The organism is Microbacterium sp. Soil_N32 (assembly GCF_057655505.1).
In genome coordinates this window covers 781,441-808,436 of the sequence record NZ_JBDGME010000019.1, presented here as the reverse complement: position 1 = coordinate 808,436, position 26,996 = coordinate 781,441, and the positions used below count along the sequence as shown (strand labels likewise).

At 69.0% G+C, this 26,996-nt stretch carries 27 protein-coding genes, 1 tRNA gene and 1 pseudogene; 20 read left to right on the top strand and 9 right to left on the bottom strand.

Going from position 1 to position 26,996, the window contains the following annotated elements; translation table 11 throughout:
* Nucleotides 1–23 precede the first annotated feature (23 nt).
* From AC3A3J_RS12110 to AC3A3J_RS12100, 3 genes and pseudogenes are all read left to right on the top strand, one after another.
* On the top strand, nt 24–248 hold the full coding sequence (locus AC3A3J_RS12110; protein ID WP_303708131.1) for a hypothetical protein: 225 nt from the start codon (nt 24–26) through the stop codon (nt 246–248).
* Nucleotides 196–333, top strand: a pseudogene (locus AC3A3J_RS12105) (DUF2510 domain-containing protein); the annotation flags it as partial. The gene AC3A3J_RS12110 and the pseudogene AC3A3J_RS12105, both read left to right, overlap by 53 nt.
* Nucleotides 334–477: 144 nt before the next feature.
* Nucleotides 478–1,731, top strand: a complete 1,254-nt coding sequence (locus tag AC3A3J_RS12100; protein ID WP_487673108.1) for an SNIPE associated domain-containing protein — start codon at nt 478–480, stop codon at nt 1,729–1,731.
* Nucleotides 1,732–1,799: 68 nt separating this feature from the next.
* Here AC3A3J_RS12100 and AC3A3J_RS12095 read toward each other — a convergent pair whose 3' ends face one another.
* Entirely contained in the window at nt 1,800–2,180 is a 381-nt protein-coding gene (locus AC3A3J_RS12095) for an ArsR/SmtB family transcription factor (protein ID WP_487672505.1), read from the bottom strand.
* 80 nt (nt 2,181–2,260) lie between these two features.
* On the opposite strand from AC3A3J_RS12095, the gene AC3A3J_RS12090 reads away from it, so the two are divergent.
* The gene (locus AC3A3J_RS12090) at nt 2,261–3,577 is read left to right on the top strand and encodes an NAD(P)-binding domain-containing protein (RefSeq protein ID WP_487672504.1); all 1,317 of its coding nucleotides are present in this window, start codon (nt 2,261–2,263) and stop codon (nt 3,575–3,577) included.
* A gap of 1 nt (nt 3,578) precedes the next feature.
* Here AC3A3J_RS12090 and AC3A3J_RS12085 read toward each other — a convergent pair whose 3' ends face one another.
* Both AC3A3J_RS12085 and AC3A3J_RS12080 read right to left on the bottom strand, forming a co-directional pair.
* Entirely contained in the window at nt 3,579–3,974 is a 396-nt protein-coding gene (locus AC3A3J_RS12085) for an arsenate-mycothiol transferase ArsC (protein WP_375086936.1), read from the bottom strand.
* Between the two features lie 13 nt (nt 3,975–3,987).
* Nucleotides 3,988–4,662, bottom strand: coding sequence for an arsenate reductase/protein-tyrosine-phosphatase family protein (locus AC3A3J_RS12080; protein WP_487672503.1), 675 nt, complete (start codon nt 4,660–4,662; stop codon nt 3,988–3,990).
* A 49-nt stretch (nt 4,663–4,711) separates the two neighbouring features.
* Between AC3A3J_RS12080 and AC3A3J_RS12075 the strand changes: the two genes are divergently transcribed.
* From AC3A3J_RS12075 to AC3A3J_RS12060, 4 genes are all read left to right on the top strand, one after another.
* Nucleotides 4,712–5,446, top strand: a complete 735-nt coding sequence (locus AC3A3J_RS12075; protein WP_487673107.1) for an aquaporin — start codon at nt 4,712–4,714, stop codon at nt 5,444–5,446.
* Nucleotides 5,447–5,459: 13 nt separating this feature from the next.
* Nucleotides 5,460–6,845, top strand: coding sequence for an FAD-dependent oxidoreductase (locus AC3A3J_RS12070; RefSeq protein ID WP_487672502.1), 1,386 nt, complete (start codon nt 5,460–5,462; stop codon nt 6,843–6,845).
* Nucleotides 6,846–7,632: 787 nt separating this feature from the next.
* Nucleotides 7,633–7,881 carry a DUF4190 domain-containing protein gene (locus AC3A3J_RS12065; RefSeq protein WP_487672501.1) on the top strand — a complete coding sequence of 83 codons (249 nt, stop codon included), beginning with the start codon at nt 7,633–7,635 and terminating at the stop codon, nt 7,879–7,881.
* Nucleotides 7,882–7,980: 99 nt separating this feature from the next.
* A complete protein-coding gene (locus AC3A3J_RS12060) occupies nt 7,981–8,790 on the top strand; it encodes an aminoglycoside phosphotransferase family protein (protein ID WP_487672500.1) in 810 nt (269 codons plus the stop codon).
* A gap of 124 nt (nt 8,791–8,914) precedes the next feature.
* On the opposite strand, the gene AC3A3J_RS12055 is transcribed toward AC3A3J_RS12060, so the two are convergent.
* The 3 genes from AC3A3J_RS12055 to AC3A3J_RS12045 all read right to left on the bottom strand — a co-directional run bounded on the left by AC3A3J_RS12055 (nt 8,915) and on the right by AC3A3J_RS12045 (nt 10,341).
* Nucleotides 8,915–9,277: a hypothetical protein gene (locus tag AC3A3J_RS12055; protein ID WP_487672499.1), complete on the bottom strand. Its 363-nt coding sequence runs from the start codon at nt 9,275–9,277 to the stop codon at nt 8,915–8,917.
* Nucleotides 9,278–9,442: 165 nt separating this feature from the next.
* Nucleotides 9,443–9,518, bottom strand: a tRNA-Arg gene (locus AC3A3J_RS12050).
* 16 nt (nt 9,519–9,534) lie between these two features.
* Entirely contained in the window at nt 9,535–10,341 is an 807-nt protein-coding gene (locus AC3A3J_RS12045) for an SGNH/GDSL hydrolase family protein (RefSeq protein WP_487672498.1), read from the bottom strand.
* A gap of 70 nt (nt 10,342–10,411) precedes the next feature.
* On the opposite strand from AC3A3J_RS12045, the gene argS reads away from it, so the two are divergent.
* Together argS and AC3A3J_RS12035 are read left to right on the top strand one after the other, a co-directional pair.
* On the top strand, nt 10,412–12,076 hold the full coding sequence (gene argS / locus AC3A3J_RS12040; protein ID WP_487672497.1) for an arginine--tRNA ligase: 1,665 nt from the start codon (nt 10,412–10,414) through the stop codon (nt 12,074–12,076).
* 37 nt (nt 12,077–12,113) lie between these two features.
* Nucleotides 12,114–12,956, top strand: coding sequence for an LmeA family phospholipid-binding protein (locus AC3A3J_RS12035; protein ID WP_487672496.1), 843 nt, complete (start codon nt 12,114–12,116; stop codon nt 12,954–12,956).
* Nucleotides 12,957–12,980: 24 nt separating this feature from the next.
* Here AC3A3J_RS12035 and AC3A3J_RS12030 read toward each other — a convergent pair whose 3' ends face one another.
* Nucleotides 12,981–14,069 carry a YihY/virulence factor BrkB family protein gene (locus tag AC3A3J_RS12030; protein ID WP_487672495.1) on the bottom strand — a complete coding sequence of 363 codons (1,089 nt, stop codon included), beginning with the start codon at nt 14,067–14,069 and terminating at the stop codon, nt 12,981–12,983.
* Nucleotides 14,070–14,218: 149 nt separating this feature from the next.
* On the opposite strand from AC3A3J_RS12030, the gene lysA reads away from it, so the two are divergent.
* From lysA to prfA, 5 genes are all read left to right on the top strand, one after another.
* On the top strand, nt 14,219–15,637 hold the full coding sequence (gene lysA / locus AC3A3J_RS12025) for a diaminopimelate decarboxylase (protein ID WP_487672494.1): 1,419 nt from the start codon (nt 14,219–14,221) through the stop codon (nt 15,635–15,637).
* 21 nt (nt 15,638–15,658) lie between these two features.
* Nucleotides 15,659–16,963 (top strand): homoserine dehydrogenase, encoded by a 1,305-nt coding sequence (locus AC3A3J_RS12020; protein ID WP_487672493.1) that lies wholly within the window; start codon nt 15,659–15,661, stop codon nt 16,961–16,963.
* Nucleotides 16,960–17,895 (top strand): homoserine kinase, encoded by a 936-nt coding sequence (thrB, locus tag AC3A3J_RS12015; protein ID WP_487672492.1) that lies wholly within the window; start codon nt 16,960–16,962, stop codon nt 17,893–17,895. The genes AC3A3J_RS12020 and thrB overlap by 4 nt, the downstream gene beginning before the upstream one ends.
* A gap of 124 nt (nt 17,896–18,019) precedes the next feature.
* Nucleotides 18,020–19,984, top strand: coding sequence for a transcription termination factor Rho (rho, locus tag AC3A3J_RS12010; protein WP_487672491.1), 1,965 nt, complete (start codon nt 18,020–18,022; stop codon nt 19,982–19,984).
* Nucleotides 19,985–19,995: 11 nt separating this feature from the next.
* Complete coding sequence (gene prfA, locus AC3A3J_RS12005; protein ID WP_487672490.1) at nt 19,996–21,075, top strand: peptide chain release factor 1; 1,080 nt, start codon at nt 19,996–19,998, stop codon at nt 21,073–21,075.
* Nucleotides 21,076–21,124: 49 nt separating this feature from the next.
* On the opposite strand, the gene epsC is transcribed toward prfA, so the two are convergent.
* Together epsC and cysK are read right to left on the bottom strand one after the other, a co-directional pair.
* Nucleotides 21,125–21,688, bottom strand: a complete 564-nt coding sequence (gene epsC / locus AC3A3J_RS12000; protein ID WP_487672489.1) for a serine O-acetyltransferase EpsC — start codon at nt 21,686–21,688, stop codon at nt 21,125–21,127.
* An 8-nt stretch (nt 21,689–21,696) separates the two neighbouring features.
* A complete protein-coding gene (gene cysK, locus AC3A3J_RS11995; protein WP_487672488.1) occupies nt 21,697–22,635 on the bottom strand; it encodes a cysteine synthase A in 939 nt (312 codons plus the stop codon).
* Between the two features lie 93 nt (nt 22,636–22,728).
* Here cysK and prmC point away from each other — a divergent pair, with 93 nt between their 5' ends.
* The 5 genes from prmC to atpB all read left to right on the top strand — a co-directional run bounded on the left by prmC (nt 22,729) and on the right by atpB (nt 26,955).
* Nucleotides 22,729–23,589, top strand: a complete 861-nt coding sequence (gene prmC / locus AC3A3J_RS11990) for a peptide chain release factor N(5)-glutamine methyltransferase (RefSeq protein ID WP_487672487.1) — start codon at nt 22,729–22,731, stop codon at nt 23,587–23,589.
* A 39-nt stretch (nt 23,590–23,628) separates the two neighbouring features.
* A complete protein-coding gene (locus AC3A3J_RS11985) occupies nt 23,629–24,345 on the top strand; it encodes an L-threonylcarbamoyladenylate synthase (RefSeq protein WP_487672486.1) in 717 nt (238 codons plus the stop codon).
* Nucleotides 24,342–25,508 (top strand): MraY family glycosyltransferase, encoded by a 1,167-nt coding sequence (locus AC3A3J_RS11980; protein ID WP_487672485.1) that lies wholly within the window; start codon nt 24,342–24,344, stop codon nt 25,506–25,508. The genes AC3A3J_RS11985 and AC3A3J_RS11980 overlap by 4 nt, the downstream gene beginning before the upstream one ends.
* On the top strand, nt 25,505–26,038 hold the full coding sequence (locus AC3A3J_RS11975) for a Cg1360 family ATP-synthase-associated protein (protein WP_487672484.1): 534 nt from the start codon (nt 25,505–25,507) through the stop codon (nt 26,036–26,038). The genes AC3A3J_RS11980 and AC3A3J_RS11975 overlap by 4 nt, the downstream gene beginning before the upstream one ends.
* 110 nt (nt 26,039–26,148) lie before the next feature.
* Nucleotides 26,149–26,955, top strand: coding sequence for a F0F1 ATP synthase subunit A (gene atpB / locus AC3A3J_RS11970; protein ID WP_487673106.1), 807 nt, complete (start codon nt 26,149–26,151; stop codon nt 26,953–26,955).
* Nucleotides 26,956–26,996 lie beyond the last annotated feature (41 nt).

The window sequence follows — 26,996 nt, the reverse complement described above, 5'->3', positions numbered from 1 at the left end:
GGTCCGATACCCGAAAGGTACTCATGACATCGAAGCCGACCCCCGCCTACGTTCCCCTCGCCATCGTCGGCGCTGTCTGTCTCACCGGCGTCGTGCTGTTCGGAATGTCGACGGCACGCGAGGCCGAGCAGCAGCGAGCCGACCGGATCGTCCAGTGTCGCCAGGTCGTGCTCGACACCTACGCCGCATCCGACGGTGAGAAGATTGACCTCGCCGCGGACCTGGTCGCGTGCGACCGGGAGTCTTAGTAAAGCTGCGGAGGCTCAGCAGTTCGAACAGCGTTACTGGGACGGCGCCTCTTGGACGGAGCACGTCTTCGCCGATGGTGCACAGACGGTCGCCCCGGTGGCTCGCAGCCGCGCAGAAGCTCGCGCGCTCGCGGCGCAGGTCGAAGTCGAGACTCGTCCGAAGAATGATGCGGCCGCAGAAGCAGCAACGAACGCATCAGCGCCCGCGGGAACTCAGAATTCGCTGGTCGTGGAGAACATCCCGTTGGTCGGCGCCCGTAAGCATGCCGAGAAGCTGCGCTCCGAGGTCGCGCGACTCCAAGGACTCATCGACCAATACGGGCTCCAGGACGTGGCCGCCCTCGATGACCTCAAGCGTCACCTGAGCCAGGAAGTCGATGGCGTGCGGGGGCAGGTCGCCGCCGCTTCGGCAGAGCTCTCGTCTCGTCAGGCCGACATCGCGGCGACGGAGGCATCACTCCTCGACCTGCGCGGCGCCGTCGAGGTCCAGGAACTCGGCCTCTACGACTACGAGCATCCCGCCGAGGACTCTGTCGCCCTGGCCACGCAGCTCGAAGCGCTGCGTGCAGACATCAAGACGGCCGTCCGCACCGGTCGCGCGACGCAGGCGACGAGCAACTTCACCTTCAACAACAGCTCGGCCAAGGGCGCGAAGTTCGTTCGCGACATGTCGAAGCTCATGCTCCGCTCCTACAATGCCGAGGCCGAGAACTGCGTCAAGGCGGTCCGGGCCGGGAACCTGGCCACCGCCCAGAAGCGCCTCACGACCGCGATGGAGCAGATCGCTCGCCTCGGCTCCATGATCGACCTGCGCATCACCTCGTACTTCCATCAGCTCCGACTGCGTGAGCTCGATCTCGCTAACCGACACCTCCGAGCGGTTCAGGAGGAGAAGGAAGCTGACCGTGCACACCGCGAGGAACTCCGCGAGCAGCGAAAGGCGGAGAAGGAGCTGGCAGCAGAGAAGGCTCGGCTGGAGAAGGAGCGCGGTCACTACGCCAACACAATCGCCGCGCTCGAAGCCAACGGCGACCACGAAGGCGCAGAGCGTATGCGGGCCCGTCTCGCGGACGTCGAGCACGCCATCGAGAACGTCGACTATCGGGCGGCGAACATCCGCGCCGGGTACGTGTACGTCATCAGCAACGTCGGATCCTTCGGACCCGACGTCGTGAAGATCGGCCTGACGCGCCGGCTCGAACCGATGGACCGCGTCAACGAGCTCGGAGATGCGTCCGTGCCCTTCCGGTTCGACGTCCACGCCCTGTTCTTCGCCGACGACGCGGTCAGCATCGAAGCGATGCTCCACCAGCACTTCGCCGACCGACGTATCAACCGGATCAACCTCCGCCGGGAGTACTTCCGCACCACACCCACCGAAGTGCGCGAAGTGCTGAAGGCGCATTCTGTGGAGCTGTTGGACTTCAAGCTGGAGCCAGCTGCGGAGGAATACATGGCGACCCGCGCACTCCAGGGAAACTAGTTGTCTGCGAGCCCGGAGGGGGACGATCCCTGGGGCGGGAGATCATTGGTTTGAACCGCGATGTCTAGTCAGACATGCGTTCCGAGCTCAGGCACTGCGCGGTCTGGTTGCAATGCTCGGGCGGCGCCTTCAAGAGCGTCAGGGACGACGCGGTAGTACGCCCAGCGCCCGCGCTGTTCGCGGGTAGCGAGTCCGGCGTCGACGAGAAGACGCATGTGATGGGAGACCGTGGGCTGTGACAGTCCGACCGGTTCGGTGAGGTCGCAGATGCAGGCTTCCCCGCCTTCGGATGCTGCGATGAGCGACAGCAGGCGGAGACGTGTGGGGTCTCCGAGTGCCTTGAAGGTGCCTGAGATGCGCTCCGCCTCGGCGACTTCGAGCACGCCGTCTGTCACACGTGAGCAGCACGCGTTCGCGTCGGTCGCAAGGAGCGGCAGCTGGGTCGTCATGTTCCGAGTTTGCCACACGCATTGACATCTGTCGATGCATCGATAAGTCTCGATACGTCAGAGAGAGTAAGGAGCTGGTGATGGATGAGTCGTTGCCCGTAGTCGTTATCGGTGCCGGTCCGCAGGGCCTGGCAGCCGCCGCCCATCTCGTGGAGCGCGGTGAGGAGGTCGTGATCCTCGAAGCAGGGGACGGCGTCGCGTCCGCAGTCGCGGAGTGGGGGCACGTAAGGCTCTTCTCCGAGTGGAGGGAGCTCGTTGATGCTGCCTCCGCCCGACTCCTCGCACCGACGGGGTGGGCGGCGCCGCGGTCCGGGTACCCGACGGGGAATCAGTGGATCGCGGCGTACTTGAAGCCGCTCGCCGACCTTCTGGGCGACCGCATGCGCTATGGAGCGCGGGTGGTGGGCGTCTCTCGTCGGGGCAGGGACCGTCTTGTCGACTCAGACCGGGGCGAACATCCGTTCACGGTGCACGTCGATTCGGCAGGCGGTGAGTATCGGCTGCAGGCGCGCGCGGTCATCGACGCATCGGGAACCTGGGGCCTTCCGAACCCTGCGGGTGCTGACGGCTTGCCTGCTCTCGGAGAGCGCGCCGCCTCCGGCGCGCTGACCTACCGGATCCCGGACTTCCGTAACACCGCTGAGTTCGCCGGCAAGCACACCATCGTCATCGGCTCGGGGCACTCCGCCATAACGGCCGTCCTCGCTTGGGCGCGAATGGCGCGACGCGACCCCGCAACTACGGTCACCTGGGCGCTCCGACGGGCGACCACAGCGAACACCTTCGGCGGCGGCGACGCGGACGAACTGCCGGCACGTGGCGCGCTGGGGATCAGGGCGAAGGAGCTCGTCGATGCGGGTCTCGTCGACCTGGTCACCGGCTTCCGGGTCGACAGCATCTCCACAGACACTGACGTTGCCACCATCGTCGCCGAGGATGGGCGGACGCTGACCGCAGACCGTGTCGTCGTGCTGACCGGATTCCGTCCGGACCTCTCGTTTCTCTCAGAGCTGCGCCTCGAGCTCGACTCGACCTTGCAGGCCCCGACGCGCATCGCGGCGGAGGTCGATCCGAACGTTCACTCCTGCGGCTCGGTCGCCGCGACCGGGGCCGCAGACCTTGCGCACCCCGAGCCGGGCTTCTACATGGTCGGGGCGAAGTCATACGGGCGAGCACCGACGTTCCTTGCGCTCACCGGTTACGAGCAGGTCCGTAGCGTTGTCGCCGAGCTTGCAGGTGACCACGAAGCTGCCCGTCGGGTCGAGCTGGTGCTGCCGGATACGGGCGTGTGCGGAGGGGCTGGCCTGTTCGGTGCATCGGGTGCGTCGCTCGGTGGGGCGTGCTGTGCGCCGCCCGCTCAGGTGGTGCAGATCGGGCGAGCCCCGGCATCTGTCTGAGTCAGCGCGCGAGCAGAGTCTCGCTGATCTTCGCGGACACCGCTTCGCGCAGAGGGCGGACGGCCTCGGCATCCCACGCCTCGGGGTTGGGGAACTCCCACTGGAGAACCTCACCTCGGGGCGTGCCGGGCAGCTGCAGTCCGGGCTTCATCAGTACGATCACGTCCGCAGTCTGAAGGTCGCCCTCGGTGATCGAGCGTGGGATCCGGTCGGTGATGTCCAGTCCCAGCTCGGCGACGGTTGCTGCGACAGCCGAGTTCACGGTCTCTGCAGGCGTGAGGCCCGCGGATGTTGCGGTGAAGCGGTCACCGGCGAGGTGCTCGAGAAGTGCGGCGCCGAGCTGAGAGCGACCGGCGTTGTGCTGGCAGACGAACAGGACGGTGGGTGCGGTGGTCATCAGATGATCTCTCTCAGTGTGTCAGGGTCAGGCGTGGTGCGAGCTCGCTGATGCGGCGCTCGAGCTCGTCGTAAGTGGTATCGAACGCGGCGTCGTCGCCGACTCGCACCGGGTCAGGGATGGACCAGTGCAGGTGACCGCGAGGGCTCAGCGTCTCGTGTGCGCTGTCGCAGACCGTCACTATGAAGTCCGATTCCGTTGCGACGTCATCGAGATGGCGGGGCGTCTCGTCGGTCAAGGTCAGGTCGTGGCGCTGTGCGGCGTCGCGCGCACCCGGGGCGATCTGCTCCGCCGGTTGCGTTCCGCCCGAGACTGCGGGGATGGCGCTGTGCTGGGCCCACAGGGCCGCGGCCAGTTGTGAGCGCGCGGAGTTCGCGGTGCACACGAACAGCACGCGTGCTGCCTCATCGACCGGGGAGGGCACGAGTCCTTCGAGCGCACTCGGCGTCAGCTGGACATAGCTGCGTCGTCTATCTGCCTCTGACCGCGTCCGGCCGACCATACCGACGGATTCGAGGACTCCGAGGTGATGGGCCACGAGGTTCGACGGCATGTCGAGGGATACGGCGATCTCTTTCGGGGAGAGGTCGCCCAGGGTGAGCAGGTCGATGATGCGCAGTCGTGACGGGTCGCCGAGCGCCGCGTGCTTGGCTGCCCGCATCTGAAGGAGGCTTCGTTCACTGTTCATTGACTCAATATTGACTGAACTATCCTCCGTGAGTCAAGATGGGCCAGCCATGAACGAAAACACACCCACCCGCCCAGCCCTGAGTCGCCGGCTGCTCGCCGAATTCCTGGGCACCGGTTTGCTCGTCACCACGGTCGTCGGATCCGGCATTGCCGCCCAGCGCCTCTCTCCCGACGACACGGGCCTGCAGCTCCTCGAGAACAGCTTGGCCACCACGCTGGGGCTCGCAGTGTTCATCCTGATGTTCGGCCCGGTGTCCGGGGCCCACTTCAACCCGGTCGTCACGCTCGCCGACTTCATGCTCGGCGGCCGCCACGGCGACGGCGTCGCGCCTCGCGATGTTGCTCCGTACCTCGCGGCGCAGATCACCGGTGGGATCGGGGGAACCTTGCTCGCGAGCGTCATGTTCGACGTGGCGCCAGCGTTCTCCTCGAACAATCGAGCCACCGCCGGTCACCTCGTCGGGGAAGTCGTCGCCACCGCAGGGCTCGTCATCCTCATCTTCGCTCTCGCGCGGACCACCACGCCTGCGGTCATCGCCATCGCTGTCGGTGCGTACATCGGCGCTGCGTACTGGTTCACCAGTTCCACCTCTTTCGCCAATCCGGCGGTCACCATCGCCCGACTGTTCACCGACACCTTTGCTGGCATTGCCCCCATTGCGGTGCTGCCCTTCATCGGAGCCCAGCTCGTCGGCGGCGCCCTCGGGCTCGCCCTGGTCTCCTACCTCTACCCACGAGTCGCTCGGGTCGCCGGCGACGTCGTCATCCCCGCTCACTCCTGAAAGGTCCACCACCATGCACCTCGTAGCCATCGGCGGAAGCGACGCCGGCATCTCGACCGCCCTCCGTGCCCGCGAGCTCGACCCGTCCGTCGACGTCACCGTCGTGGTCGCCGACGCCTTCCCGAACTTCTCGATCTGCGGGATCCCGTACTACTTCTCCCGAGAAGTTCAGCCCTGGCAGTCGCTTGCACACCGCACGCACGCCGACCTCGAAGCCACCGGCATGAACCTCCGCCTGAACACCCTTGCCACCGACATCGACGTCGCTGGACGCCTGCTCCACGTGCGCGACGAACACGGCACCGAATCGACCATCGCGTATGACGAGCTGATGGTCGGAACGGGCGCGTCACCATCGACCGCCGGCATCGCGGGGCTCGACCAGTTCGGACCCGACGATGGTGTCCACCTGCTGCACTCCATGGGCGACACCTTCGCACTCGAGCAGTACCTCGACACCCACCAGCCGGAGACCGCCATCATCGTCGGCGCCGGCTATGTCGGTCTCGAGATGGCCGAAGCCCTCACGATCCGAGGCCTGCACGTCACCCAACTGCAGCGCGGCCCCGAAGTCCTCTCCACCGTCGACCCCGAACTCGGCACCCTCGTCCACGACGAACTCACCCGCCACGGCGTCGACGTCATCACCAACACGCGCGTTGAAGCACTCAGTCGCAATGACCGCGGAATCGCCGTCGCAGGGTCCCATGCCGGCGAGGCGTTCACTCGCACGGCTGACGTCGTGCTCGTGGTGGTCGGCGTGCGCCCCAACACCAGCCTCCTCACCGCCGCCGGCGCCACGACCGGCCCCGGTGGCGCCGTCTCGGTCGATGAACAGATGCGCACCGGACTCCCGAACGTCTGGGCTGCCGGCGACGGCGTCGTCACCCACCACCGCCTCCTCGGAACCACCTACCTCCCGCTCGGCACCACAGCCCACAAGCAAGGCCGCGTCGCCGGAGAGAACGCCATCGGCGGCAACGCCCGCTTCGCCGGCAGTCTCGGCACCCAGGTCGTCAAGATCTTCGACCTGGTCGCTGCACGCACCGGCCTGCGAGACCATGAGGCTATCGCCGCCGGCTTCACGCCAGTCTCCGTGACCTCCACGCCCGACGACCACAAGGCGTACTACCCGGGCGCAACTCCCATCAACATCCGGATTACCGGCGACGAAGACGGTCGCCTCCTCGGCGCACAGATGGTCGGCCAGCGCACGGCAGAGATCGCCAAGCGTGTCGACACCTACGCCGCCGCGCTGCATCACGAGATGACCGTCGCGCAGATGAGTGACCTTGACCTCTCCTACACTCCGCCCCTTGGATCGCCGTGGGATGCGGTACAGGTGGCGACTCAGTCTTGGGAGCGACAGGTACTTCCGATGCGGACCCCGGCACGCTGAGCGTCCGCCTCTGGCTAGTCGTAACTCCTGTGTACGTGCCACCCGTCTTCGGCGCGGAACACGTCGAAGACAAGAGAATGTCCGTCATCGTCCGTGGCTTGGAACCGCCACCCGTATAGACCGCGATACGGCTCATGCGGAGCGGACCAGATCGAATCACGCAGGCGCGTGGGGGTGTCTGAGACTCGCCAGCGCCGGCCCGCGAACATCATCCGGGCCGGGATGTCGTCGACCATCCATATCGCGGCAGGAGGGTGATGAGGAGCCGTGCGCATCAGGCAATAATGTACTTCCGGACGACACCGACTGAGGTTCGCGAGGTGTTGAAGGCGCACTCCCTTGAACTGCTCGACTTCAAGCTCGAACCCGCCGCGGAAGAGTACATGGCCACGCGCGCGCTGCAGGGCGATTAGGCAGTTAAGAGGTCGTTGCCGCGTCCGGCTGGATGGACGCTTCCTAGTTCGCGTTCAGCCCGTGCGCCCGCGTGTCGAGCGCACGCTTGTAGTGGCTCTCGGCGGCGGTGATGACCGTCTCCGGTGTCGCCGGGTCGAGCACCCGGAGCACGGAGAAGCGGAACGAAGACGGATCGAGGCCGATGAGGTCGCGGTTGCTGCCGTGCCCGTTCGCCGCGTACTCTCGTGCGACGCCACGGACGCATGCCGAATCGCGATGGCCTCGGCCGGGTCGATACCGGCATCGAGGAGTAGGCGAGGGTCGAAGCCATGAGGCCCGGTGGTAAGCGGAGCCATCATCACGTCCAACGGGTCGATGGTCCTATTCTGAACGCGTGACCACCCCGACCACCGTGAAGACGAACACGCTCGCGCTCGTCGGCTTCATCGCTGCTCTCGTCATCCCGCTGGCCGGTGTCATCCTGTCGGTGTCCGCGCGGCGCCAGCTCGACGCGCCAGGCAACATCGAGCAGGGTCGCGGTCTCACCCGGTGGGCCATGGTGATCGGTATCCTCGGCACGTTAGGGCAGCTGCTGCTGTTCGTGCTGTGGTTCTCGCTGTTCTTCCGGGCATGGGGTGCTTAGGTGTCGATGCACGAGGGGCAGCAGCATGTCAGCGAAGAGACTGCGCAGCGGCTGATCCACGAGTAGTTCCCCCAGTGGAAGCACTTGACCGTCTCTTCAGTGACGGGTGCCGGGACCGTCAACGCGATCTTCCGCATCGGCGACGACCTCTCCGCGCGGTTCCCGCTGAACGGCGAAGACCCGGCGCAGGTGAATGGAGCTTTGCAAGCCGAGGCTGCCGCGATGGCAGAGCTGTCGGCTGTATGCCCCTTCCCCACCCCTCAGCCGGTGGTCCTCGGCGCGCCGGGCGAGGACTACCCGCTCCCGTGGTCGGCGCAGACCTGGGTGCCCGGGGACGTCGCGTCGCCCTCCGGCTTGCAGAGCTCCTCACGGTTCACGCTCGACCTGGTCGCCCTCCTTCGATCTCTGAGAGAAGCCCCCACTGACGGCCGCACCTTCGCCGGCCGCGGGCGAGGAGGCAATCTGCAAGACTCCGACGGTTGGATCGCCCTGTGCTTGGCAAAGAGCGAAGGACTGTTGCCGGTTGAGGACCTTCGGGAACTATGGGGCGTCTTCCGCGAACTGCCACCGTCGGGCCCGGACCGCATGACGCACGGCGACCTCATTCCCGCCAATCTGCTCGTCGAGAGGGAACGACTCGTCGGGGTCCTCGACGGAGGTGGATTCGGCCCGACCGACCCCGCCTTGGACCTCGTAGCCGCCTGGCATCTTCTCGACGGGGAAGCGCGCGAGGTGCTCAGACGCGAGCTGGGGGTCGGCGACGTCGAGTGGTTCCGGGGTGCGGCATGGGCGTTCCAACAGGCCATGGGGCTGGGGTGGTACTACCGCCAGTCAAACCCGGTGATGAGCGATCTCGGACAGAGCACGCTGCGGCGCATCATGATCGATCCCGAGGTCGGCCGCCCCTAGAGCGGCTCCTCGACCGGCGCGTCGCTTTGCGCGACGTCCTCCGCGTCCCGCCTCCGGTTGCCTGTTCCGAAGGAGCAGCCAGTGTCCCCCAGACCTGTGTGACACCGATCTCGTCGGAGTCGGACTACGGCACCCATTCGCTCGACGAGTAGTCGGTGACCAGCTTCAGCGTGCCCGCCGACGGGCGCGCGAACACCGACACCGTGCGCGGATCCCAAACGTTTCCGGACACCGCCAGCTGCGGTGTCGCACCCATCTGCGCGGCGAGTTCCTCCCGCGTCTGACTGGCCGGCGGGCGCACGGTGAATGTCATCGTGCAGCCGCCGCTGCCGCAGCCCTTGTCCTGGCCGATGACCTTGGCGCCTGCGGGATGGGGATGGACGACAGGGGGAGTGTCGCCCTCGTCCGCCATCATGAATAGCCACCCGACGCGCACGCCGTAGAACAGCACCAGCAGCACTGCGGCGACGATGAGCGTGACCTTCACTACATCACCGGCTCGACGGTCGGCGCCAGCATGCCTAGAAGCGGTCGCGGCGCCGACCTTCCAGCCGGTTCTGCGCCGATGTCGGTCACCGCGGACGGCGAACCGTAAACGAGATGTGCTTCCAACGAGAAAAGCCGCCTAAAACCAGGCGGCTTTTCTCGTACGTGGTGCCCCCGACAGGAGTCGAACCTGCGACCTACGGTACCGGAAACCGGCGCTCTATCCACTGAGCTACGGAGGCGTACCGAACGACGATATCACTGCTCGGGGGTGGTCTCCGAACCGCCGGCGACGGTGACCGGCGCGTCGCCCAGTTCACCGAGCGCGGCGGCCAGCTTCTCGGCGAGGTACCGGTGGCCGTCGGTGGACGGATGCCGCCGCCCCACCTCCACATCGATGACGTCGAGGTAGTTCTGCTCGGTGATCCATCCGTCGGCGAGGGGGGAGATGTACCACCACCCGCGCGCGGCGGCGAGCTCGCCGAGATCGCGGTCGATGCGGACGGTTCCGGCGGCGGCGGGCAGCTGGTGCGGCGCCGGTCCGAGGATCACGATCGCCGCCTCCGGATATGTCGCTGCCAGGGCATCCCACGCGGCCGTGACCGCCTCCCGGTAGCCCGCCTCGCCCTGCTCGCGGTCGTTGATCGAGCCCTGCACGATGACGAGGTCGGGGTCGAGCGACGGGTCGAGCGCTGCGATGCGCTCACCGAACGTCGGGCCGTCGATGCCGGGCTTGAGGTATCCGCTGCCGCGCACGCCGTCGACGATCGTCTCGCCGCCGAGCAGATCGGCGAGCACGTACGCGTAGCCCTCCGTCGGCACGGTGGCCGCTGAGCCATAGGTCCACGAGTCGCCGAAGACCAGGACGGTCGGATGCTCGGGCAACGCGAGCGGCGTCGGGGCTACGAGCGCCGCGGGAGCGCCGTCCGCGGCGCCCACCGGCGCCGCCGACGGCAGCGGAGACCAGGGGCGCCAGACCCCGAGCACGCCGGCCACGACCGCGAGCGCGAGCGCGGTGGCGATGCCGGCACGGCGCAGACGACGGCGGGCGGGAACGGCGGTCATGGGATGAGGGTAGGTCACGTCGGCCGTTTCGCGAATTCGGCGCCGCCCCGCGCCGTAAACTGGGTCATCTATGAATCCTGAAACCCTCGCCGCAGCGCTCCTGTCCGTCGTCGCCCCGATCGCCGACGAGCGACGCCCGGGCGAGGCACTCGGACTCACGGCATCCGACATCGTGCTCGAGCGCCCGCGCAACCGCGACCACGGCGACTGGGCATCGAACATCGCGATGCGCCTGGCGAAGCCGCTCGGGGCGAACCCGCGCGAGCTCGCCCAGCAGATCGCCGACGGTCTGCTCTCGGTCGAGGGCATCGCGAGCGCCGAGGTCGCCGGCCCAGGGTTCCTCAACATCCGCCTCGACGCCGCGGCCGCGGGCGCGCTCGCGAAGACGATCGTCGATGCGGGCGCCGCGTACGGCACGAACACGTCGCAGCAGGGCGTCAGCGTGAACCTCGAGTTCGTGTCGGCGAACCCCACCGGCCCGCTGCACATCGCCCACACCCGCTGGGCGGCGCTCGGCGACGCGATCGTTCGTCTGCTTCTCGCCAGCGGCGCGCACGCGGTGCGCGAGTACTACATCAACGACGCCGGTGCGCAGATGGATCGCTTCGCGGGTTCGCTGGTCGCGGCGGCGAAGGGGGAGCCCACGCCCGAAGGCGGATACCCCGGCGAATACATCGCGACGCTCGCCGCCCGCATCCTCGAGGCCCGCCCCGACCTCCTGTCGCTTCCGGACGCCGAGCAGCTCGTCGTGGCCCGCGACCTCGGCTACGAGTACCAGCTCGCCGAGATCAAGCACTCGCTCGACCGATTCAACGTGCCGTTCGACGTGTGGTTCTCGGAGCGCACGCTGCACGCCAAGGACGCCTCCGGGTCGAGCCTCATCGACCAGGCGGTCGAGCGCCTGCGCGAACAGGGCCACGTCTACGACCAGGACGGTGCCGTGTGGGTGCGCACGACCGACTTCGGCGACGACAAGGACCGGGTGATCCGTCGTTCGAACGGCGAGTACACCTATTTCGCCGCGGATGCCGCCTACTACCTGAACAAGGGCGACCGCGGCTTCCAGAACAAGATCTATCTGCTCGGTGCCGACCACCACGGCTACGTGCACCGCCTCAAGGCCGTGGCCGGCGCCGCGGGCGAAGACCCCGAGAAGAACGTCCAGGTGCTCATCGGGCAGATGGTGTCGATCAACGGAGCGCGCCTCAGCAAGCGCGCCGGCAACATCATCGAGATGGACGACCTGCTCGACTGGCTCGGCACCGACGCGCTGCGCTACTCGCTCGAGCGTTCGCCGGCCGACTCGCCACTCGACCTCGACCCCGAGCTGCTGCAGAAGCGCACGAACGACAACCCCGTGTTCTATGTGCAGTACGCGCACGCCCGCACCCACAACGTGAGCCGCAACGCCCATGACTCCGGCGTCGACCGCTCGGAGTTCGCGCCCGAGACTCTCACCCACGCGTCCGAGGCGGCGCTGCTTGGTGCGCTGCAGGAGTTCCCGCGCATCGTGGCCTTCGCCGCCGAGGTGCGCGAGCCGCACCGCGTCGCCCGCTACCTCGAGGAACTCGCGGGCCTGTACCACCGCTGGTACGACAACTGCCGCGTGATCCCGCAGGGCGACGACCCGATCGAGAGCGTGCACCGCACGCGTCTGTGGCTGAACGACGCCGCTGGACAGGTGTTCCGCAACGGGCTCGATCTGCTCGGGGTGTCTGCCCCGGAACGCATGTGACGACGGTCGACACCGAGGCCTGCGGCATCATGGTTCCATGAGCGACGACAACCGCACGCTGCCGTACCCGGAACCGGATGCCGAGCATCCCACGCTCGTGCTGCCGGGCGACGAGCGTCCGCCGGCGCGGGCGCGTCGGCATCGCCGGTGGCCCTGGGTGCTCCTCGTGATCGTGGTCGTGCTCGCCGCCCTCGTCGTCGCGGCCGAGTTCGTGGCCCGCGCCGTGCTTCCGGGCGTGGTGCGCTCCCTCGTGATCGAGCAGCTCGATCTGCCCGCCGATCAACAGCTCGACGTGGAGGCCGACGGGATCCTGCTCCCGCAGTTGATCGGGGGTTCGCTCGACCGTCTCCACCTGTCGACCGATCGGGTGACGCTCGAAGGCATCACCGGGGCGGCCGACGTGACGGCGACGGGAGTGCCGCTGCGCGGGGGAGACCTGCGCGGCGCCGAGGGCACCATCCGCATCGATCAGGACCAGTTCACCGCCCTGCTCGCGTCGACCGATCTGCCGATCGAGACCGTCGCGCTCGATGCGCCGAACGCCACCGTGTCCGGATCGATCAGCGTGCTCGGGGCCTCCGTGCCCGTGTCGCTCACCCTCACGCCGGGGGCGGTCGACGGAGACCTCGAACTGACCCCCGTGTCGGCGAGCATCGGAGGCATCGAAATCGACGCCTCCGACGTCGGGTCCAACCTGGGGGCCATCGGATCCGTGCTGACCGAACCGCAGCGCATCTGCATCGCCGATCAGCTGCCCGCAGGGCTGACGCTGACCGGGCTCGAGATCGAAGGCACCAGCGCGGTCATCGACCTCGACGTCGACGGAGCGATCGCCACCGACGCGACGCTGCTCGAGAAGGGCACCTGCGCCGGACGGTGAGCCCTGGCCGGCTGGCGTCCGGCGTCAGGCGTCGGCGGCGGCCTTCTGCGCCTCGCGCAGCTCCTCCGTCGCGATCTGCACATCGATCTCGGCACGCTGCACCCGTCGCTGGGGGAACGTGGTCGCCCCGTAGCGCGCGCGCACGCGGTCGTGCACCTCCTCCTCGCCGGTGACGATGTAGGCGCACGCGATCAGCATCACCTGCGCCGACAGGTTCAGCCAGATCAGGAGCGCCAGAAGAGATGCGAACGACGCGAGCAGAGGATTGCTCGTCGCGCCGCCGACGAAGAGCGACGACAGCTCCTGCAGCACGAGGAGACCGAACGCACCGATCAGGGCGCCGGACCACAGCGATCGGGCCGTCGGTTTCACACCGGACAACAGCAGGAACACCGCGATGAGGAGGCCGGTGTTCAGTGCGAAGACGATCACGAGCGACACGATCCGCACACCCCACGTGGCGACGGGGGAGTCCGCGGGGAGGCCGACCAGGCCCGCGATCCACCCGATGCCGACGCGGCCGGCGATCGACAGGAAGGCCGCCGCGACGAAAGAGGCGCCGATGCCGATGGCCAGCGCGAGGTTGCGCAGGATGACCCAGATGAACAGGATGTCGCTCTGCGCCGTGCCCGAGATCACGCGAACCGCCGTGCGCAGGGATCCGACGGCCCCGAGTGCGGCGCCGATGAGGGCCACCGTCGAGATCGCGCCCGCGAGCGACAGCGACACCGGTTCGCGCAGCTGCGACGGGTCGATGACGCCGTCGTCGCCGATCAGGCCCGGTACGACCGACTGCACGGCGTCGATGATCGCGTCCCACGCTTGCGGGTTGCCCGCGAGCCAGAGCGCCGCGACCGAGAAGCCGAGCAGCACGCCGGCGAAGACGCTGAACAGCGCGCGATAGGTCACGCTGTCGGCAAGCATGGCGCCGCGGCGCTCGCTGTAGAGAAGGAACGCCCGGACCGGCTTGCGGACCAGCGCCCATCGGATCACCGCGGCGATCGCGCGGGGGATCGGCCCGGGGGTGTTCGTCGACGGCCGGCCTTCCGTGGGCGCGGCGTCATGCGAGGGGCCGGTGCTGTGCGTTGGCTCGGGGTTCGACGGAGTGCTCACGGCCCCACCCTATGAGCCCGCCGACGGCCGGGAACAGGGGTTGCGAGAGCACCGTCACCGTGGCTAGGAGGGTGTGTGCGGTGCCCTAGAATCGGGGCAGGTCTCGAAGGGCGCCCGTCGCCCCCTCCCCGCTCCACGATTGGTGTCCCGTGCTTTCCGCTGCCCATTCGCTCGCGCCCGAGTGGCTCACCGTGCCCGCCGATGCGAACGATCTCGCACCCGGCGTGTGGCCCGCGAGCGCCGCGCGTGATGCCGACGGCGTGCTCACTCTCGCCGGCGTGGATGCCGCGACCCTCGCGCGCACCTACGGCACGCCCGTTCTCGTGCTCGACGAGGACGAGGCGCGCTCGCGCGCTCGCGCGTTCCGTGCGGCCTTCGACGAGGCGGCGGCGCGGCACGGCACGACCGCGCAGGTGTACTACGCCGGCAAGGCGTTCCTCAGCACGACCGTCGCCCGCTGGGTCATCGACGAGGGGCTGCGCGTCGACGTCTGCACCGGCGGAGAGCTGGCCGTCGCGCTGGCGGCCGGCGTGGCTCCGGGCGCGATCGGCTTCCATGGGAACAACAAGTCGGTCGCCGAGCTCGAACGCGCGGTCGAGGTGGGCGTGGGGTCGGTCATCGTCGACAGCGCCATCGAGATCGAGCGCCTGGCGGCGATCACGGCGCGTGTCGGCGCGGTGCAGCGCGTGCTCGTGCGTGTGGTCAGCGGCGTGCACGCCGAGACGCACGACTTCCTGGCGACCGCACACGAAGACCAGAAGTTCGGCTTCCCGCTCGTCGAGGTCGAGGCCGCCGTCGAACGCATCCGCGAGATCCCCGGTCTCGACTTCGCCGGTCTGCACTGCCACATCGGGTCGCAGATCTTCGGCGTCGCCGGCTTCCGCGAGTCCGCCGAGCGCGTGCTCGAGCTGCACGCGACCCTGCTCGAGCACGGCCCGGTGCCCCAGCTGAACCTCGGCGGCGGATTCGGCATCGCCTACACGCGAGCCGACCACCCCACTCCTATCGACACCCTGGCGTCCGAGATCGTGTCCGCCGTGGCCGCGGGCTGCGCCGCGCGCGGCATCCCGGTTCCCGCCCTGTCCTTCGAACCCGGCCGCGCGATCATCGGCACCGCGGGGGTCACGCTCTACGAGGTCGGGACGACCAAGGAGGTCACGGTCGACGACGGCGCCACCCGCCGGTACATCAGCGTCGACGGCGGGATGAGCGACAACGCCCGCCCGGCGCTCTACGGCGCGCAGTACTCCGCCCGTCTCGCGTCGCGCGTCGGCGACGGCGAGCCGCGCCTCAGTCGTGTCGTCGGCAAGCACTGCGAATCCGGCGACATCGTCGTCGACCACGAATACCTCCCCGCCGATCTCACCCCCGGCGATCTGCTCGCGGTGCCCGTGACCGGCGCCTATTGCGTCTCGCTCGCGAGCAACTACAACCACGTCCCCCGTCCACCGGTGGTCGCGGTGAGTGGTGGCCGTTCGCGCGTCATCGTGCGCGGCGAGACGATCGACGACCTGCTGGCCCGCGACGCGGGCATCGACGGGGCCCCGGCCCCCGAGGGAGACAAATGACCCACCCCCGAAGGAGTGACCATGGCTGATTACCGACGACTTCGAGTGGCGCTGCTCGGCGCCGGAGCAGTCGGCTCCCAGGTGGCCGATCTGCTGCTGCGGCACGGTGACGAGCTCGCCGATCGCGCGGGTGCGGAGCTGGAGCTCGCGGGCATCGCCGTGCGCGACCTCGACGCCCCCCGCGACGTGGATCTGCCGCGCGAGCTCTTCACGACCGATGCCGAGTCGCTGGTGCTCGGCGCCGACATCGTCATCGAGCTGATCGGCGGCATCGAGCCGGCGCGCACCACCATCCTGCAGGCCATCGGCGCCGGCGCCGACGTCGTCACGGCGAACAAGGCGCTGCTGGCCACCCACGGGCCCGAACTCTTCGAGGCGGCCGATCGTGTCGGCGCCTCGGTGCACTACGAAGCCGCCGCCGCCGGCGCCATCCCGATCATCCGGCCGTTGCGCGACTCGCTCGCCGGTGACCGCATCGTACGCATCATGGGCATCGTCAACGGCACGACGAACTACATCCTCGACCGCATGGAGACCGAGGGCGCCGATTTCGCCGACGTGCTCGCGGATGCCCAGCGTCTCGGGTACGCCGAGGCCGACCCCACGGCCGACGTCGAGGGATACGACGCCGCGCAGAAGGCGGCCATCCTCGCCAGCCTCGCCTTCCACACCGCGGTACCGCTCGACGCGGTGCACCGGGAGGGCATCACCTCGGTGACCGCCTCGATGATCGAGGAGGCTCGCGCGGCAGGCCTCGTCATCAAGCTCCTCGCCGTCTGCGAGCGCGTGATCGTCGAGGGGACCGAGTCGATCTCGGTGCGCGTGTACCCGGCCCTCGTGCCGCAGTCGCACCCGCTGGCGTCCGTGCACGGCGCCAACAACGCCGTGTTCGTCGAGGCAGAGGCTGCCGGTTCGCTGATGTTCTACGGCGCGGGTGCCGGGGGCGTGCAGACCGCATCCGCCGTGCTCGGCGACGTCGTCTCGGCTGCCCGTCGCCACATCGCCGGTGGTGTGGGCGTGGGCGAGTCCACCCGGGCCAACCTCCCGGTCGTTCCGATCGGTTTCGTCACGACGCGCTATCAGATCACGCTCGAGGTGGCCGATGCGCCGGGCGTGCTCGCCACGGTCGCCGGCATTCTGAGCGACGGCGACGTGTCGGTCGCGACGATCGTCCAGACCGTCGAGGGCGAGGAGGAGCCGACCGCGCGACTCATCATCGGCACCCACCGGGCCGCCGACCGCGCGCTGAGCGCCGCCGTGGACGCGCTCGCTGCCAGCTCCGTCGTGGAGCGCGTGGTGTCGGTGCTGCGCGTGGAAGGCGAGTGACGGTGGGCCTGGGCCGCACCATCGAAGTGGTCGTCCCCGCGACCAGCGCCAACCTCGGACCCGGCTTCGACACCCTCGGACTCGCGCTCAGCGTCTACGACGCCCTCGTGGTCACCGAGCTGCCCCCCGGCGAGCTCGAGATCGAGGTGTCGGGCTCGGGCGCCGAGGACATCCCGCGTGATGCCTCGAACCTCATCGTCCGCACGGTCGCGCACGTCTACGCGGATGCCGGTCGCCCCATGCCCGGTCTTCGCATCGCCGCCGAGAACGGCGTACCGCACGGTCGCGGACTCGGCTCGTCCGGGGCGGCTGTCGTGGCGGGCGTGCTCATCGCGAAGGGCCTGCTGGCGGGCGACGTCGAGATCGGCGACGACGACCTGCTCCGCCTCGCCACCGAGATCGAAGGGCATCCCGACAACGTCGCTCCGGCGCTGTTCGGCGGCCTCACCATCGCCTGGATGGGCGAGCGCGGGGCGCAGCACAAGAAGCTGCTCGTGCATCGCGGCGTCTCACCGCTCGTGCTCGTCCCCGCGTACACGATGTCGACGTCGCAGGCGCGATCGCTCCAGCCGCCGCAGGTGTCGACCGCCGACGCCATCTTCAACGTCTCGCGCTCGGCGCTGCTGATCGCAGCCTTGACGCAGAGTCCCGAGCTGCTGCTCGATGCCACGGCGGACCGGCTGCACCAGGACTACCGCGCCGAGGCCATGCCCGAGACGCAACGGCTCGTGCAGGCTCTCCGGGCAGCCGGGTACGCGGCCGTGGTCTCGGGCGCCGGTCCGAGCGTGCTCGTGCTCGCCGACGGTCCCGGCAGTCGCCAGGAGGCGCTGGATCTCGCGGCGCAGGTGACCGACACTCCGTGGGACGCGCTTCTGCTCGCCGTCGATGTGCGGGGTGGTACAGTGGGGGATCGAGCGGAGGGCTCCACGTAACTTCTTCGTGAATCTGGCCCCATTGCAGATCTTGCAAGACCCGCACGTCCATCCTCCCGGCACACGTGCCAAAGGCGGCTGACGCCGAGCGTCAGCCCGTGCGATCGCGCGCAGCACCCGTTGCGTGCGTGGACCGCTCATTTCCCGAGACATAGAGGGAGTACTCGTGGAGAACCTCTCCGAGACCCAGAACGATCAGGCCGCTCCGGCCGTCGACGCGGCCGCCGACGCTGCGGCACCGGCCCGTAAGCGCGCACCGCGACGTGCGACGACCGCCACCGCTGCCGCCAAGGCCGAGAAGGCGGATGCCGCGTCGAGCGCGGACGCTGCCCCGGCTGCCGCTGCCGCTCCTGCCGCGGAGCAGGCGGAGGCTGCGCCGAAGGCGAAGGCACCTCGCCGCACCCGTGCGAAGAAGGCCGACGCGGATGCCGCAGCGGAGAGTCCCGCTGCCGACGCCGGAGCCTCTGCCGCTCCCGCCGCGGCCGAAGCCCCCGCGCAGAGCGAGACCGCGTCCGAAGCGCCGTCCGCCGGTGCCGGAAAGGGCGAGCAGCCCGCGGCGGAGAACGCCGACGATGCCCAGGGCGCTCCGAAGGCCAAGGGACGCGGTCGCCGTTCGCCCAAGAAGGCCGAGTCCGAGACCGACGCCGCGCCCGCCGCCGCCTCCTCCGAAGGGACGAGCGCCGAGTCGGCGTCGTCCGAGTCGACCGGTGACAGCGCCGAGGGCGGCGACGAGCAGGGCGGCCGCAGCCGCAGCCGCAACCGCAGCCGCAACCGCGGACGCGGCCAGAACGGCGGCGGTCAGGACCAGCAGCAGCAGAACGCTCCGGCCGAGGATGAGCAGGGCGGCAACGGCCGCAACCGTCAGCGCAACAAGCGCCGCGGCGCAGGCCCCGTCGACGAGTTCGAGACCGAGATCGGCGAGGACGACGTTCTCATCCCGATCGCGGGCATCCTCGACGTCCTCGACAACTACGCCTTCGTGCGCACCACGGGCTACCTCGCCGGCCCCAGCGACGTCTACGTCTCGCTCGGCCAGGTGAAGAAGTACAACCTGCGCAAGGGCGACGCGATCGTCGGCGCCATCAAGCAGCCGCGCGAGGGCGAGCAGCAGGGGCGTCAGAAGTACAACGCGCTCGTCAAGGTCGACTCGATCAACGGTCTGTCCATCGACGACGCCGCCACCCGGGTCGAATTCGGCAAGCTGACGCCGCTCTACCCGCAGGAGCGTCTGCGCCTCGAGACCGCGCCCGAGAAGCTGACCCAGCGCATCATCGACCTCGTCGCGCCGATCGGCAAGGGGCAGCGCGGTCTCATCGTCGCTCCGCCCAAGGCCGGAAAGACGATCGTGCTGCAGCAGATCGCCAACGCGATCGCGCAGAACAACCCCGAGGTGCACCTCATGGTCGTGCTCGTCGACGAGCGCCCCGAAGAGGTCACCGACATGGAGCGCACCGTGAAGGGCGAGGTCATCGCCTCGACCTTCGACCGTCCGGCCGAAGACCACACGACCGTCGCGGAACTCGCGATCGAACGCGCCAAGCGCCTGGTCGAACTGGGTCGCGACGTCGTGGTGCTGCTCGATTCGATCACCCGTCTGGGGCGCGCGTACAACCTCGCCGCCCCCGCTTCGGGCCGCGTGCTCACCGGCGGTGTGGACGCCTCGGCGCTGTACCCGCCCAAGCGGTTCTTCGGTGCGGCGCGCAACATCGAGAACGGGGGATCCCTCACGATCCTCGCCACGGCGCTCGTCGAGACGGGCTCCAAGATGGACGAGGTGATCTTCGAGGAGTTCAAGGGCACCGGCAACAGTGAGCTGCGCCTGTCCCGCGCGCTCGCCGACAAGCGCATCTTCCCGGCCGTCGACGTGAACGCGTCGAGCACGCGCCGCGAGGAGATGCTGCTCTCCTCCGACGAGGTGAAGATCACCTGGAAGCTGCGTCGCGCCCTCGCCGGCCTCGACACCCAGCAGGCTCTCGAGGTCGTGCTCGGCAAGCTCAAGGAGACGCAGTCGAACGTCGAGTTCCTCGTGCAGATGCAGAAGTCGATCCCGACGCTGCCCTCGGGCGCGCACGACAACAACATCCGCTGAGCGGAACCGCCGTGTTCGAGTCCGTCCAGACTCTGATCGACGAGCACCGCCGGGTGCAGGAGGAGCTCTCCGACCCGGCGGTGCACGCCGATGCCGCACGGGCGAAGCGCGTCAACCGGCGCTATGCCGAGCTGTCGCGCATCGTCGCAGCGCACGAGGCATGGGCGGCGGCATCCGACGATCTCGATGCGGCGCGGGAGCTCGCCCGGGAGGACGAGGCATTCGCCTCGGAGATCCCCGTCCTCGAGTCCGAGCTGCAGCAGGCGCAGGAGAAGTTGCGTCGCCTGCTCATTCCGCGCGACCCCGACGACGCACGCGACGTGATCATGGAGATCAAGGCGGGGGAGGGCGGCGCCGAGAGCGCGCTCTTCGCGGCCGACCTCCTGCGCATGTACGTGCAGTACGCGGCGTCGATGGGATGGAAGACCGAGCTGCTCGAGCGCAACGAGTCCGACCTCGGCGGGTACAAGGACGTGCAGGTGGCGATCAAGGGCACGTCGACCGATCCCGCGCAGGGCGTGTGGGCGCACCTCAAGTACGAGGGCGGCGTTCATCGTGTCCAGCGCGTGCCGGCGACCGAGTCGCAGGGGCGCATCCACACGTCGACCACCGGCGTGCTCGTCTTCCCCGAGGTCGACGAGCCCGACGAGATCGAGATCAATCAGAACGACTTGAAGATCGACGTCTTCCGGTCGTCGGGGCCGGGAGGCCAGTCGGTCAACACCACCGACTCCGCGGTACGGATCACGCACGTGCCCACCGGCATCGTCGTATCGATGCAGAACGAGAAGTCGCAGCTGCAGAACCGCGAGGCGGCGATGCGCGTGCTCCGCGCGCGGCTGCTGGCGAAGCAGCAGGAGGAGCTCGACGCGGCGGCATCGGATGCCCGGCGCTCGCAGATCCGCGGGATGGATCGCTCCGAACGCATCCGCACGTACAACTTCCCCGAGAACCGCATCGCCGACCACCGCACCGGATTCAAGGCGTACAACCTCGACCAGGTGATGGACGGTGCCCTCGGACCGATCATCGATTCCGCGATCGCGGCCGACGAAGAGGCGCGGTTGGCGGCGGTCGGCAGCGAATCCTGACCGACGGCGGCATCCGCACCGCGGATGGCGCGCGGAGCGCGGTCGGGGTTCAGATCGAGTAGTCCGGCACGGTCAGCAGGGCACGGGTGTCCTCCGTGCCGGAGCGCTGCCGCGGCTTGGCCGGCACGCCGACGAGAACGCTGTCCTCCGGCGCGTCGCGGGTCACGACGGCGTTCGCGCCCACGACCGAGCGGGCGCCGATCGTGACAGGGCCGAGGATCTTCGCTCCTGCGCCGACGGCGACGCCGTCGCCGAGCGTCGGATGCCGTCGGCCGGCGTCGCGGGAGCGGCCGCCCAGGGTCACCCCGTGATAGAGCATGACGTCGTCGCCGACGATCGCGGTCTCGCCGATCACGACGCCCATGCCGTGGTCGATGAAGAAGCGGCGGCCGATGCGCGCGCCCGGATGGATCTCGATGCCGGTGAGGGCCCGGGTCAGCTGCGAGGTGGCGCGGGCGAGCAGGCGCAGTCGGCGTCGCCAGAGGGCGTGCGAGACGCGGTGCGCCCAGATCGCGTGCAGTCCGGGGTAGAGCAACGCGACCTCGAGACCGCTGCGGGCGGCGGGGTCGCGCAGGCGCGCGGCGGCGACGTCCTCGCGCATTCGTCCGATCATGCGAGCGATCAGTCCTCGCGGAGGTCTTCGAACAGGGCGGTCGAGAGGTAGCGCTCGCCCGTGTCGGGGAGGATCACGACGATCTTCTTGCCGGCGTTCTCGGGACGGGCGGCGACCTGCAGGGCCGCCCAGGTGGCGGCACCGCACGACATGCCGACCAGCAGACCCTCCTGGGCGGCGAGGGCGCGAGCGGTGCGGATGGCGTCGTCGAATTCGACGGGCACGACCTCGTCGATGACGTCGCGGTCGAGGATGGCGGGCACGAAGTTCGGGCCGATGCCCTGGATCTTGTGGGGGCCGGGGTGCCCCTCGCTGAGCACGGGGGAGTCCTTCGGCTCGACGGCGATCACCTGAACCCCGGGCTTGGCGGCCTTGAGGGCCTGACCGGTTCCGGTGACCGTGCCGCCGGTGCCGACGCCCGCGACGAAGATGTCGACGTCTCCGTCGGTGTCGCGAAGGATCTCCTGTGCCGTGGTCTCGCGGTGGATCCGCGGGTTGGCGGCGTTCTCGAACTGCCGCACCCACACCGCGCCGGGGGTGTCCGCGACGATCTGCTTCGTGATCTCGATCGCACCGCTCATGCCCTTGGTCGGGTCGGTGAGCACGATCTCGGCGCCGAACGCCTTGAGCAGCACGCGGCGCTCCTTCGACATCGACGCGGGCATCGTGAGGATCACCTTGTAGCCGCGCGCCGCACCCACCATCGCGAGGGCGATGCCGGTGTTGCCGCTCGTCGACTCGACGATGGTCCCGCCGGGCTTCAGTTCACCCGACGCCTCGGCGGCGTTGATCATCGCGATGCCGATGCGGTCCTTGACGCTCGACGCCGGGTTGTAGAACTCGAGCTTCGCGAGGACGGTGGCCCCGAGGCCCTCGGTCACACGGTTCAGGCGCACCAGAGGGGTGTTGCCGAACGCGGTCGTGATGTCGGAGTGGATACCGGGCATGAGGGGGCCTTCCTGTGCGGGTCGCTTCGGACCAGCCTATGGGAGGCGTCGTACGACGGGACCATTGTGACGCGGGGACCTACGCTGGAAGACATGCCTGACACCTCCATCGCCGCCGTGGTGCGCGCTGCCGCCTCCCGACTGGCCGACGCCGGGGTGCCGGACCCCATGGTCGACGCCGAGTTGCTGGCGGGGCACGTGCGCGGGGTCGGCCGGGGCGAGCTGCAGGCGGCGATGGTGCGCGGCGATATGCTGACCGACGACGAGGCCTCGCGCTTCGACGCTCTGGTCGCACGCCGCCGGGCGCGGGAGCCTCTGCAGTACATCACGGGCACGGCACCGTTCCGGCACCTCTCGCTGGCGGTGGGGCCCGGGGTGTTCGTCCCGCGGCCCGAGACCGAGACCGTGGTGCAGCACGCGATCGACGCCCTGCTCCACGCCCCTGAACCCGAGCCGGTCGCGATCGACCTCGGAACGGGCAGCGGCGCGATCGCGCTCGCGATGGCGACGGAGGTGCCGCATGCACGAGTGTTCGCGGCCGAGCTCTCGCCGGAGGCGCACGCCTGGGCGAGCCGGAACACCGCCGGCGTCGAGAACCTCACGCTCGTGCTCGCCGACATGGCCGACGCCTTCCCCGAGCTCACCGGCCTCGCGAGCGTCGTGATCTCGAACCCCCCGTACGTGCCGGACGCCGCGATCCCGCGGGATCCGGAGGTGCGGCTCTTCGATCCGGCGATGGCCCTGTACGGCGGGGAGGACGGGCTCGACCTCGTGCGCGCCCTGAGCCGCAATGCGCTCCGCCTCCTGCGCCCCGGAGGTCTTCTGGTCATCGAGCACGGGGAGATGCAGGGCGCCGAGATCCGCGGCATCCTCGACGGTGACGGCTGGCGGGCCTCGGCCACGCACCGCGACCTCACCCTTCGGGACCGCGCGACGACCGCGCTGCGCCCCTGAGCCGTCGCTCAGGTGCCCCTCACGTAGAATCGGAACGACATGTCCTCCATCTTCGACTGCGGCGACGAGGCTCAGCTGCTCGCCGGAATGCGCCACGCGCGTCAGGCGATCAGCCGCGGCGAGCTCATCGTGCTGCCCACCGACACGGTCTACGGCGTCGGGGCCGACGCGTTCTCCCCGGCCGCGGTGCAGCGTCTGCTCGAGGCCAAGGGACGCGGCCGCAATCAGCCGCCGCCCGTGCTCGTCGGCTCGAAGGAGACGCTGTACGCGCTCGCCGAGACGGTTCCGGAACCCGTCCAGCGCCTCGTTGAGGCCTTCTGGCCGGGCGGGCTCACCATCGTGCTCCCGGCGCAGCCGTCGCTGGTGTGGGACCTCGGAGACACCCAGGGGACCGTCGCCGTGCGAATGCCCGAAGGGCGGGTCGCCCTCGAACTGCTCGCCGAGACGGGCCCGTTGGCCGTATCGAGTGCGAACCTCACGGGTATGGCCGCTGCCGTCTCGGCGTACGACGCGGAGCAGATGCTCGGCGACAGCGTCGCGGTGTACCTGGCCGACGGGATGAGCCGCGACGGCGTCGCCTCGACCATCGTCGATGCCACGCCCCTCGTGGCCCGCAGGGCGGACGACGAGCCGGGCCGCATCCGCATCCTCCGCGACGGAGCCGTGACCCGCGAGCGCCTCGAGGAAGTACTCGGCGACCTGCTGGAGCCTGCGCCCGAGCCGGAGGCGCCGGAGTCGCGCGGCGGGGATTCGTGAAGCAGTATCTGTTCACGATCCTCCTGACCGCCGCGATCACCTTCGTGCTCACCGGGGCGGTATGGAAGCTCAGTCTCCGTTTCAAGCTCTACCCGGCCATCCGCGACCGCGACGTGCACACCACGCCGAAGCCGCGCCTGGGCGGAGTGGCGATCTTCCTCGGCATCGCCGCAGCGATCGGCTTCTCGGCGGCGAATCCCTTCTTCCAGACGATCTGGACGCCGCCGCAGACGATGTGGTCGATCCTCGGGGCAGCGCTGATCATCGCCGTGATCGGTGTGGTCGACGACCTCTGGGACCTCGACTGGATGATCAAGCTCGGCGCGCAGTTCGTGGCCGCCGCGCTCCTCACCATCGGGGGAGGGCTGCAGATCCTCTCGCTGCCCATCGGCGATCTCCTCGTGTTCTCCAGCTGGCTGAGCATCACCATCACGATGTTCGCGATCGTCGTCGTGATGAACGCGGTCAACTTCATCGACGGCCTCGACGGGCTCGTCGCCGGTGTCTGCCTCATCGCCAACGGCGTCTTCTTCGCCTACTCGTACATCTTCACGCGGGACTCAGGGGCCTCGAGCTACTTCAACCTCTCGACGTTCATCGCCGCAGTGCTGATCGGCGCGTGCCTCGGGTTCCTGCCGTGGAACTGGAGCCCGGCGAAGCTGTTCATGGGCGATTCCGGCGCTCTGGTCATCGGCCTGCTCATGGCGACGAGCGCCGTCGCCATCACGGGGCAGATGGACCCATCGGCGATCGACCCCGAGCGTCTCGGGCGCTCGCAGCTGCTCGGCGCGTTCATCCCCATCCTGCTGCCGCTCATGGTGGTGCTCCTCCCGCTCCTCGACTTCGGCCTCGCGGTGCTGCGGCGGATGCACGCGGGCAAGTCGCCGTTCTCGCCCGACCGCAAGCACCTCCATCACCGGATGCTCGACCTCGGGCACCGCGACCGCGACGCCGTGCTGATCTTCTACGCATGGACCGCGGTGATCTCGCTCGCCGTGCTGCTGATGTACATCGGCGCCCGCGAGGACTGGCCCGGTCAGTACCTGCCCGGCGTCGCCTTCGGGGTGATCGGTGTCATCGCGTGCCTCGTCCTCACCCTCAAGCCCTCCCGTCCCGCCAGACCCGCGGCGACACCCGCCCCGATCTCCAGGAAGCCCTCATGAGCCCGAGCCCCGTGTCCAGCACGCCGATCCTCCGCCGCACCCTCCTCTGGTCGGCGGTCGCCACGGTGGTCCTGGCCATCGTCGCCGGTGCCGTCGGCTTCGCCGTCGCGCAGGGGGAGGGCCTCGTCAGCGGACTCCTCGGCATTCTCCTCGCCGCGGTGTTCCTCGCGATCACCGGGATCAGCATCCTGGTGGCGAACCGTTGGTACGGCGACCCGATCTACGTGCAGCTCTTCTTCGCGATCGTGCTCGGCGGATGGCTGCTCAAGCTCGGCGTCTTCATCGTGGTCATGATCGTCCTGAGCGGACAGCCCTGGATCGTGCCGATGGTGTTCTTCCTCTCGATCGTGGCGGGCGTGCTGATGTCACTCGCGATCGATGTGGTCGTGCTGACCCGCATGCGGCTTCCGCACGTCAGCGACGCCAACCTCCCGACCGAGGTGCCGGAGGACGTCGCCCCCGGTGCGCGCCCCGCCGACCCGGCCGCCGGGGGAGATCGGGCCGACGGGTCGGACTCGCGCCCCCTGTGACTCTGATAAGGTTGACCTGTGCCCGCCGCTCGCCCGCGAGCGCTTGCGCCTGAAGCACACCGACCATCGTCGCCCCGGTTCTGACCGGTGCCCCGAAGCTGGAGCCCGCGCTGTTTAATCTCGCTGCGACCCTGACCCCCCGACTCGCGTCCGATGGCGAGTTCCACGGCCCCTCGATCGACGAGTTCTTCCCGGAGATCCTCTTCCACGTCGCGGGCATCCCTGTGCACCGGATCCACCTGGTCCAGCTGCTCTCGGTCATCGCCGTGGTGCTCATCCTCTGGCTGGGCACCCGCCGCATGCGCGTCGTCCCCGGCCGCTTCCAGAGCCTCGTCGAGATGGGTCTCGGCTTCGTCCGCGGCGGCATCGCGCACGACCTCCTCGGACGCAAGGACGGCGAACGGTTCCTCCCGATCCTCACCACGATCTTCTTCATGGTGCTGTTCATGAACATCACGGGAATCATCCCGTTCCTGAACATCGCCGGTACCAGCATCGCGGCCGTGCCGCTGCTGCTCGCCGTGGTCAGCTACATCACCTTCATCTACGCCGGCATCCGGCAGCACGGGGTGCGCTTCTTCAAGAACGCGCTCTTCCCGCAGGGCGTGCCCGTGTTCGCCCTCCCGATCGTGGCGATCATCGAGCTGGTCTCCACGTTCGTGCTGCGTCCGGTCACCCTCATGCTCCGACTCCTGATGAACATGGTCGTCGGTCACATGCTCCTGGTGCTGTGCTTCGCGGCCACCCAGTTCTTCTTCTTCACCGCGGGCGGCGGCTGGGCCGCGCTCGGTGTCGGAACCCTCGCCTTCGGCGGCGCCTTCACTCTCTTCGAGATCCTGGTCGCCGTGCTGCAGGCATACGTCTTCACCGTCCTCACCGCGGTCTACATCCAGCTCGCGGTCGCAGAAGAGCACTGAGCGGGTCGGCAACTGCCGTCCCACCCAACGAAAGGAAAAAC

Excerpts from the sequence above, each read along its gene's own strand:
- AC3A3J_RS12110 (WP_303708131.1), top strand. The coding sequence starts at position 24 with ATGACATCGAAGCCGACCCCCGCCTACGTTCCCCTCGCCATCGTCGGC.
- AC3A3J_RS12070 (WP_487672502.1), top strand. The coding sequence starts at position 5,460 with ATGCACCTCGTAGCCATCGGCGGAAGCGACGCCGGCATCTCGACCGCC.
- AC3A3J_RS12085 (WP_375086936.1), bottom strand. The coding sequence starts at position 3,974 with ATGACCACCGCACCCACCGTCCTGTTCGTCTGCCAGCACAACGCCGGT.
- AC3A3J_RS12045 (WP_487672498.1), bottom strand. The coding sequence starts at position 10,341 with ATGACCGCCGTTCCCGCCCGCCGTCGTCTGCGCCGTGCCGGCATCGCC.
- AC3A3J_RS12080 (WP_487672503.1), bottom strand. The coding sequence starts at position 4,662 with ATGAACAGTGAACGAAGCCTCCTTCAGATGCGGGCAGCCAAGCACGCG.
- AC3A3J_RS12075 (WP_487673107.1), top strand. The coding sequence starts at position 4,712 with ATGAACGAAAACACACCCACCCGCCCAGCCCTGAGTCGCCGGCTGCTC.
- AC3A3J_RS11985 (WP_487672486.1), top strand. The coding sequence starts at position 23,629 with ATGTCCTCCATCTTCGACTGCGGCGACGAGGCTCAGCTGCTCGCCGGA.
- prmC (WP_487672487.1), top strand. The coding sequence starts at position 22,729 with ATGCCTGACACCTCCATCGCCGCCGTGGTGCGCGCTGCCGCCTCCCGA.
- AC3A3J_RS12090 (WP_487672504.1), top strand. The coding sequence starts at position 2,261 with ATGGATGAGTCGTTGCCCGTAGTCGTTATCGGTGCCGGTCCGCAGGGC.
- AC3A3J_RS12095 (WP_487672505.1), bottom strand. The coding sequence starts at position 2,180 with ATGACGACCCAGCTGCCGCTCCTTGCGACCGACGCGAACGCGTGCTGC.
- argS (WP_487672497.1), top strand. The coding sequence starts at position 10,412 with ATGAATCCTGAAACCCTCGCCGCAGCGCTCCTGTCCGTCGTCGCCCCG.
- AC3A3J_RS11975 (WP_487672484.1), top strand. The coding sequence starts at position 25,505 with ATGAGCCCGAGCCCCGTGTCCAGCACGCCGATCCTCCGCCGCACCCTC.
- epsC (WP_487672489.1), bottom strand. The coding sequence starts at position 21,688 with ATGATCGGACGAATGCGCGAGGACGTCGCCGCCGCGCGCCTGCGCGAC.
- cysK (WP_487672488.1), bottom strand. The coding sequence starts at position 22,635 with ATGCCCGGTATCCACTCCGACATCACGACCGCGTTCGGCAACACCCCT.
- AC3A3J_RS12020 (WP_487672493.1), top strand. The coding sequence starts at position 15,659 with ATGGCTGATTACCGACGACTTCGAGTGGCGCTGCTCGGCGCCGGAGCA.
- AC3A3J_RS12035 (WP_487672496.1), top strand. The coding sequence starts at position 12,114 with ATGAGCGACGACAACCGCACGCTGCCGTACCCGGAACCGGATGCCGAG.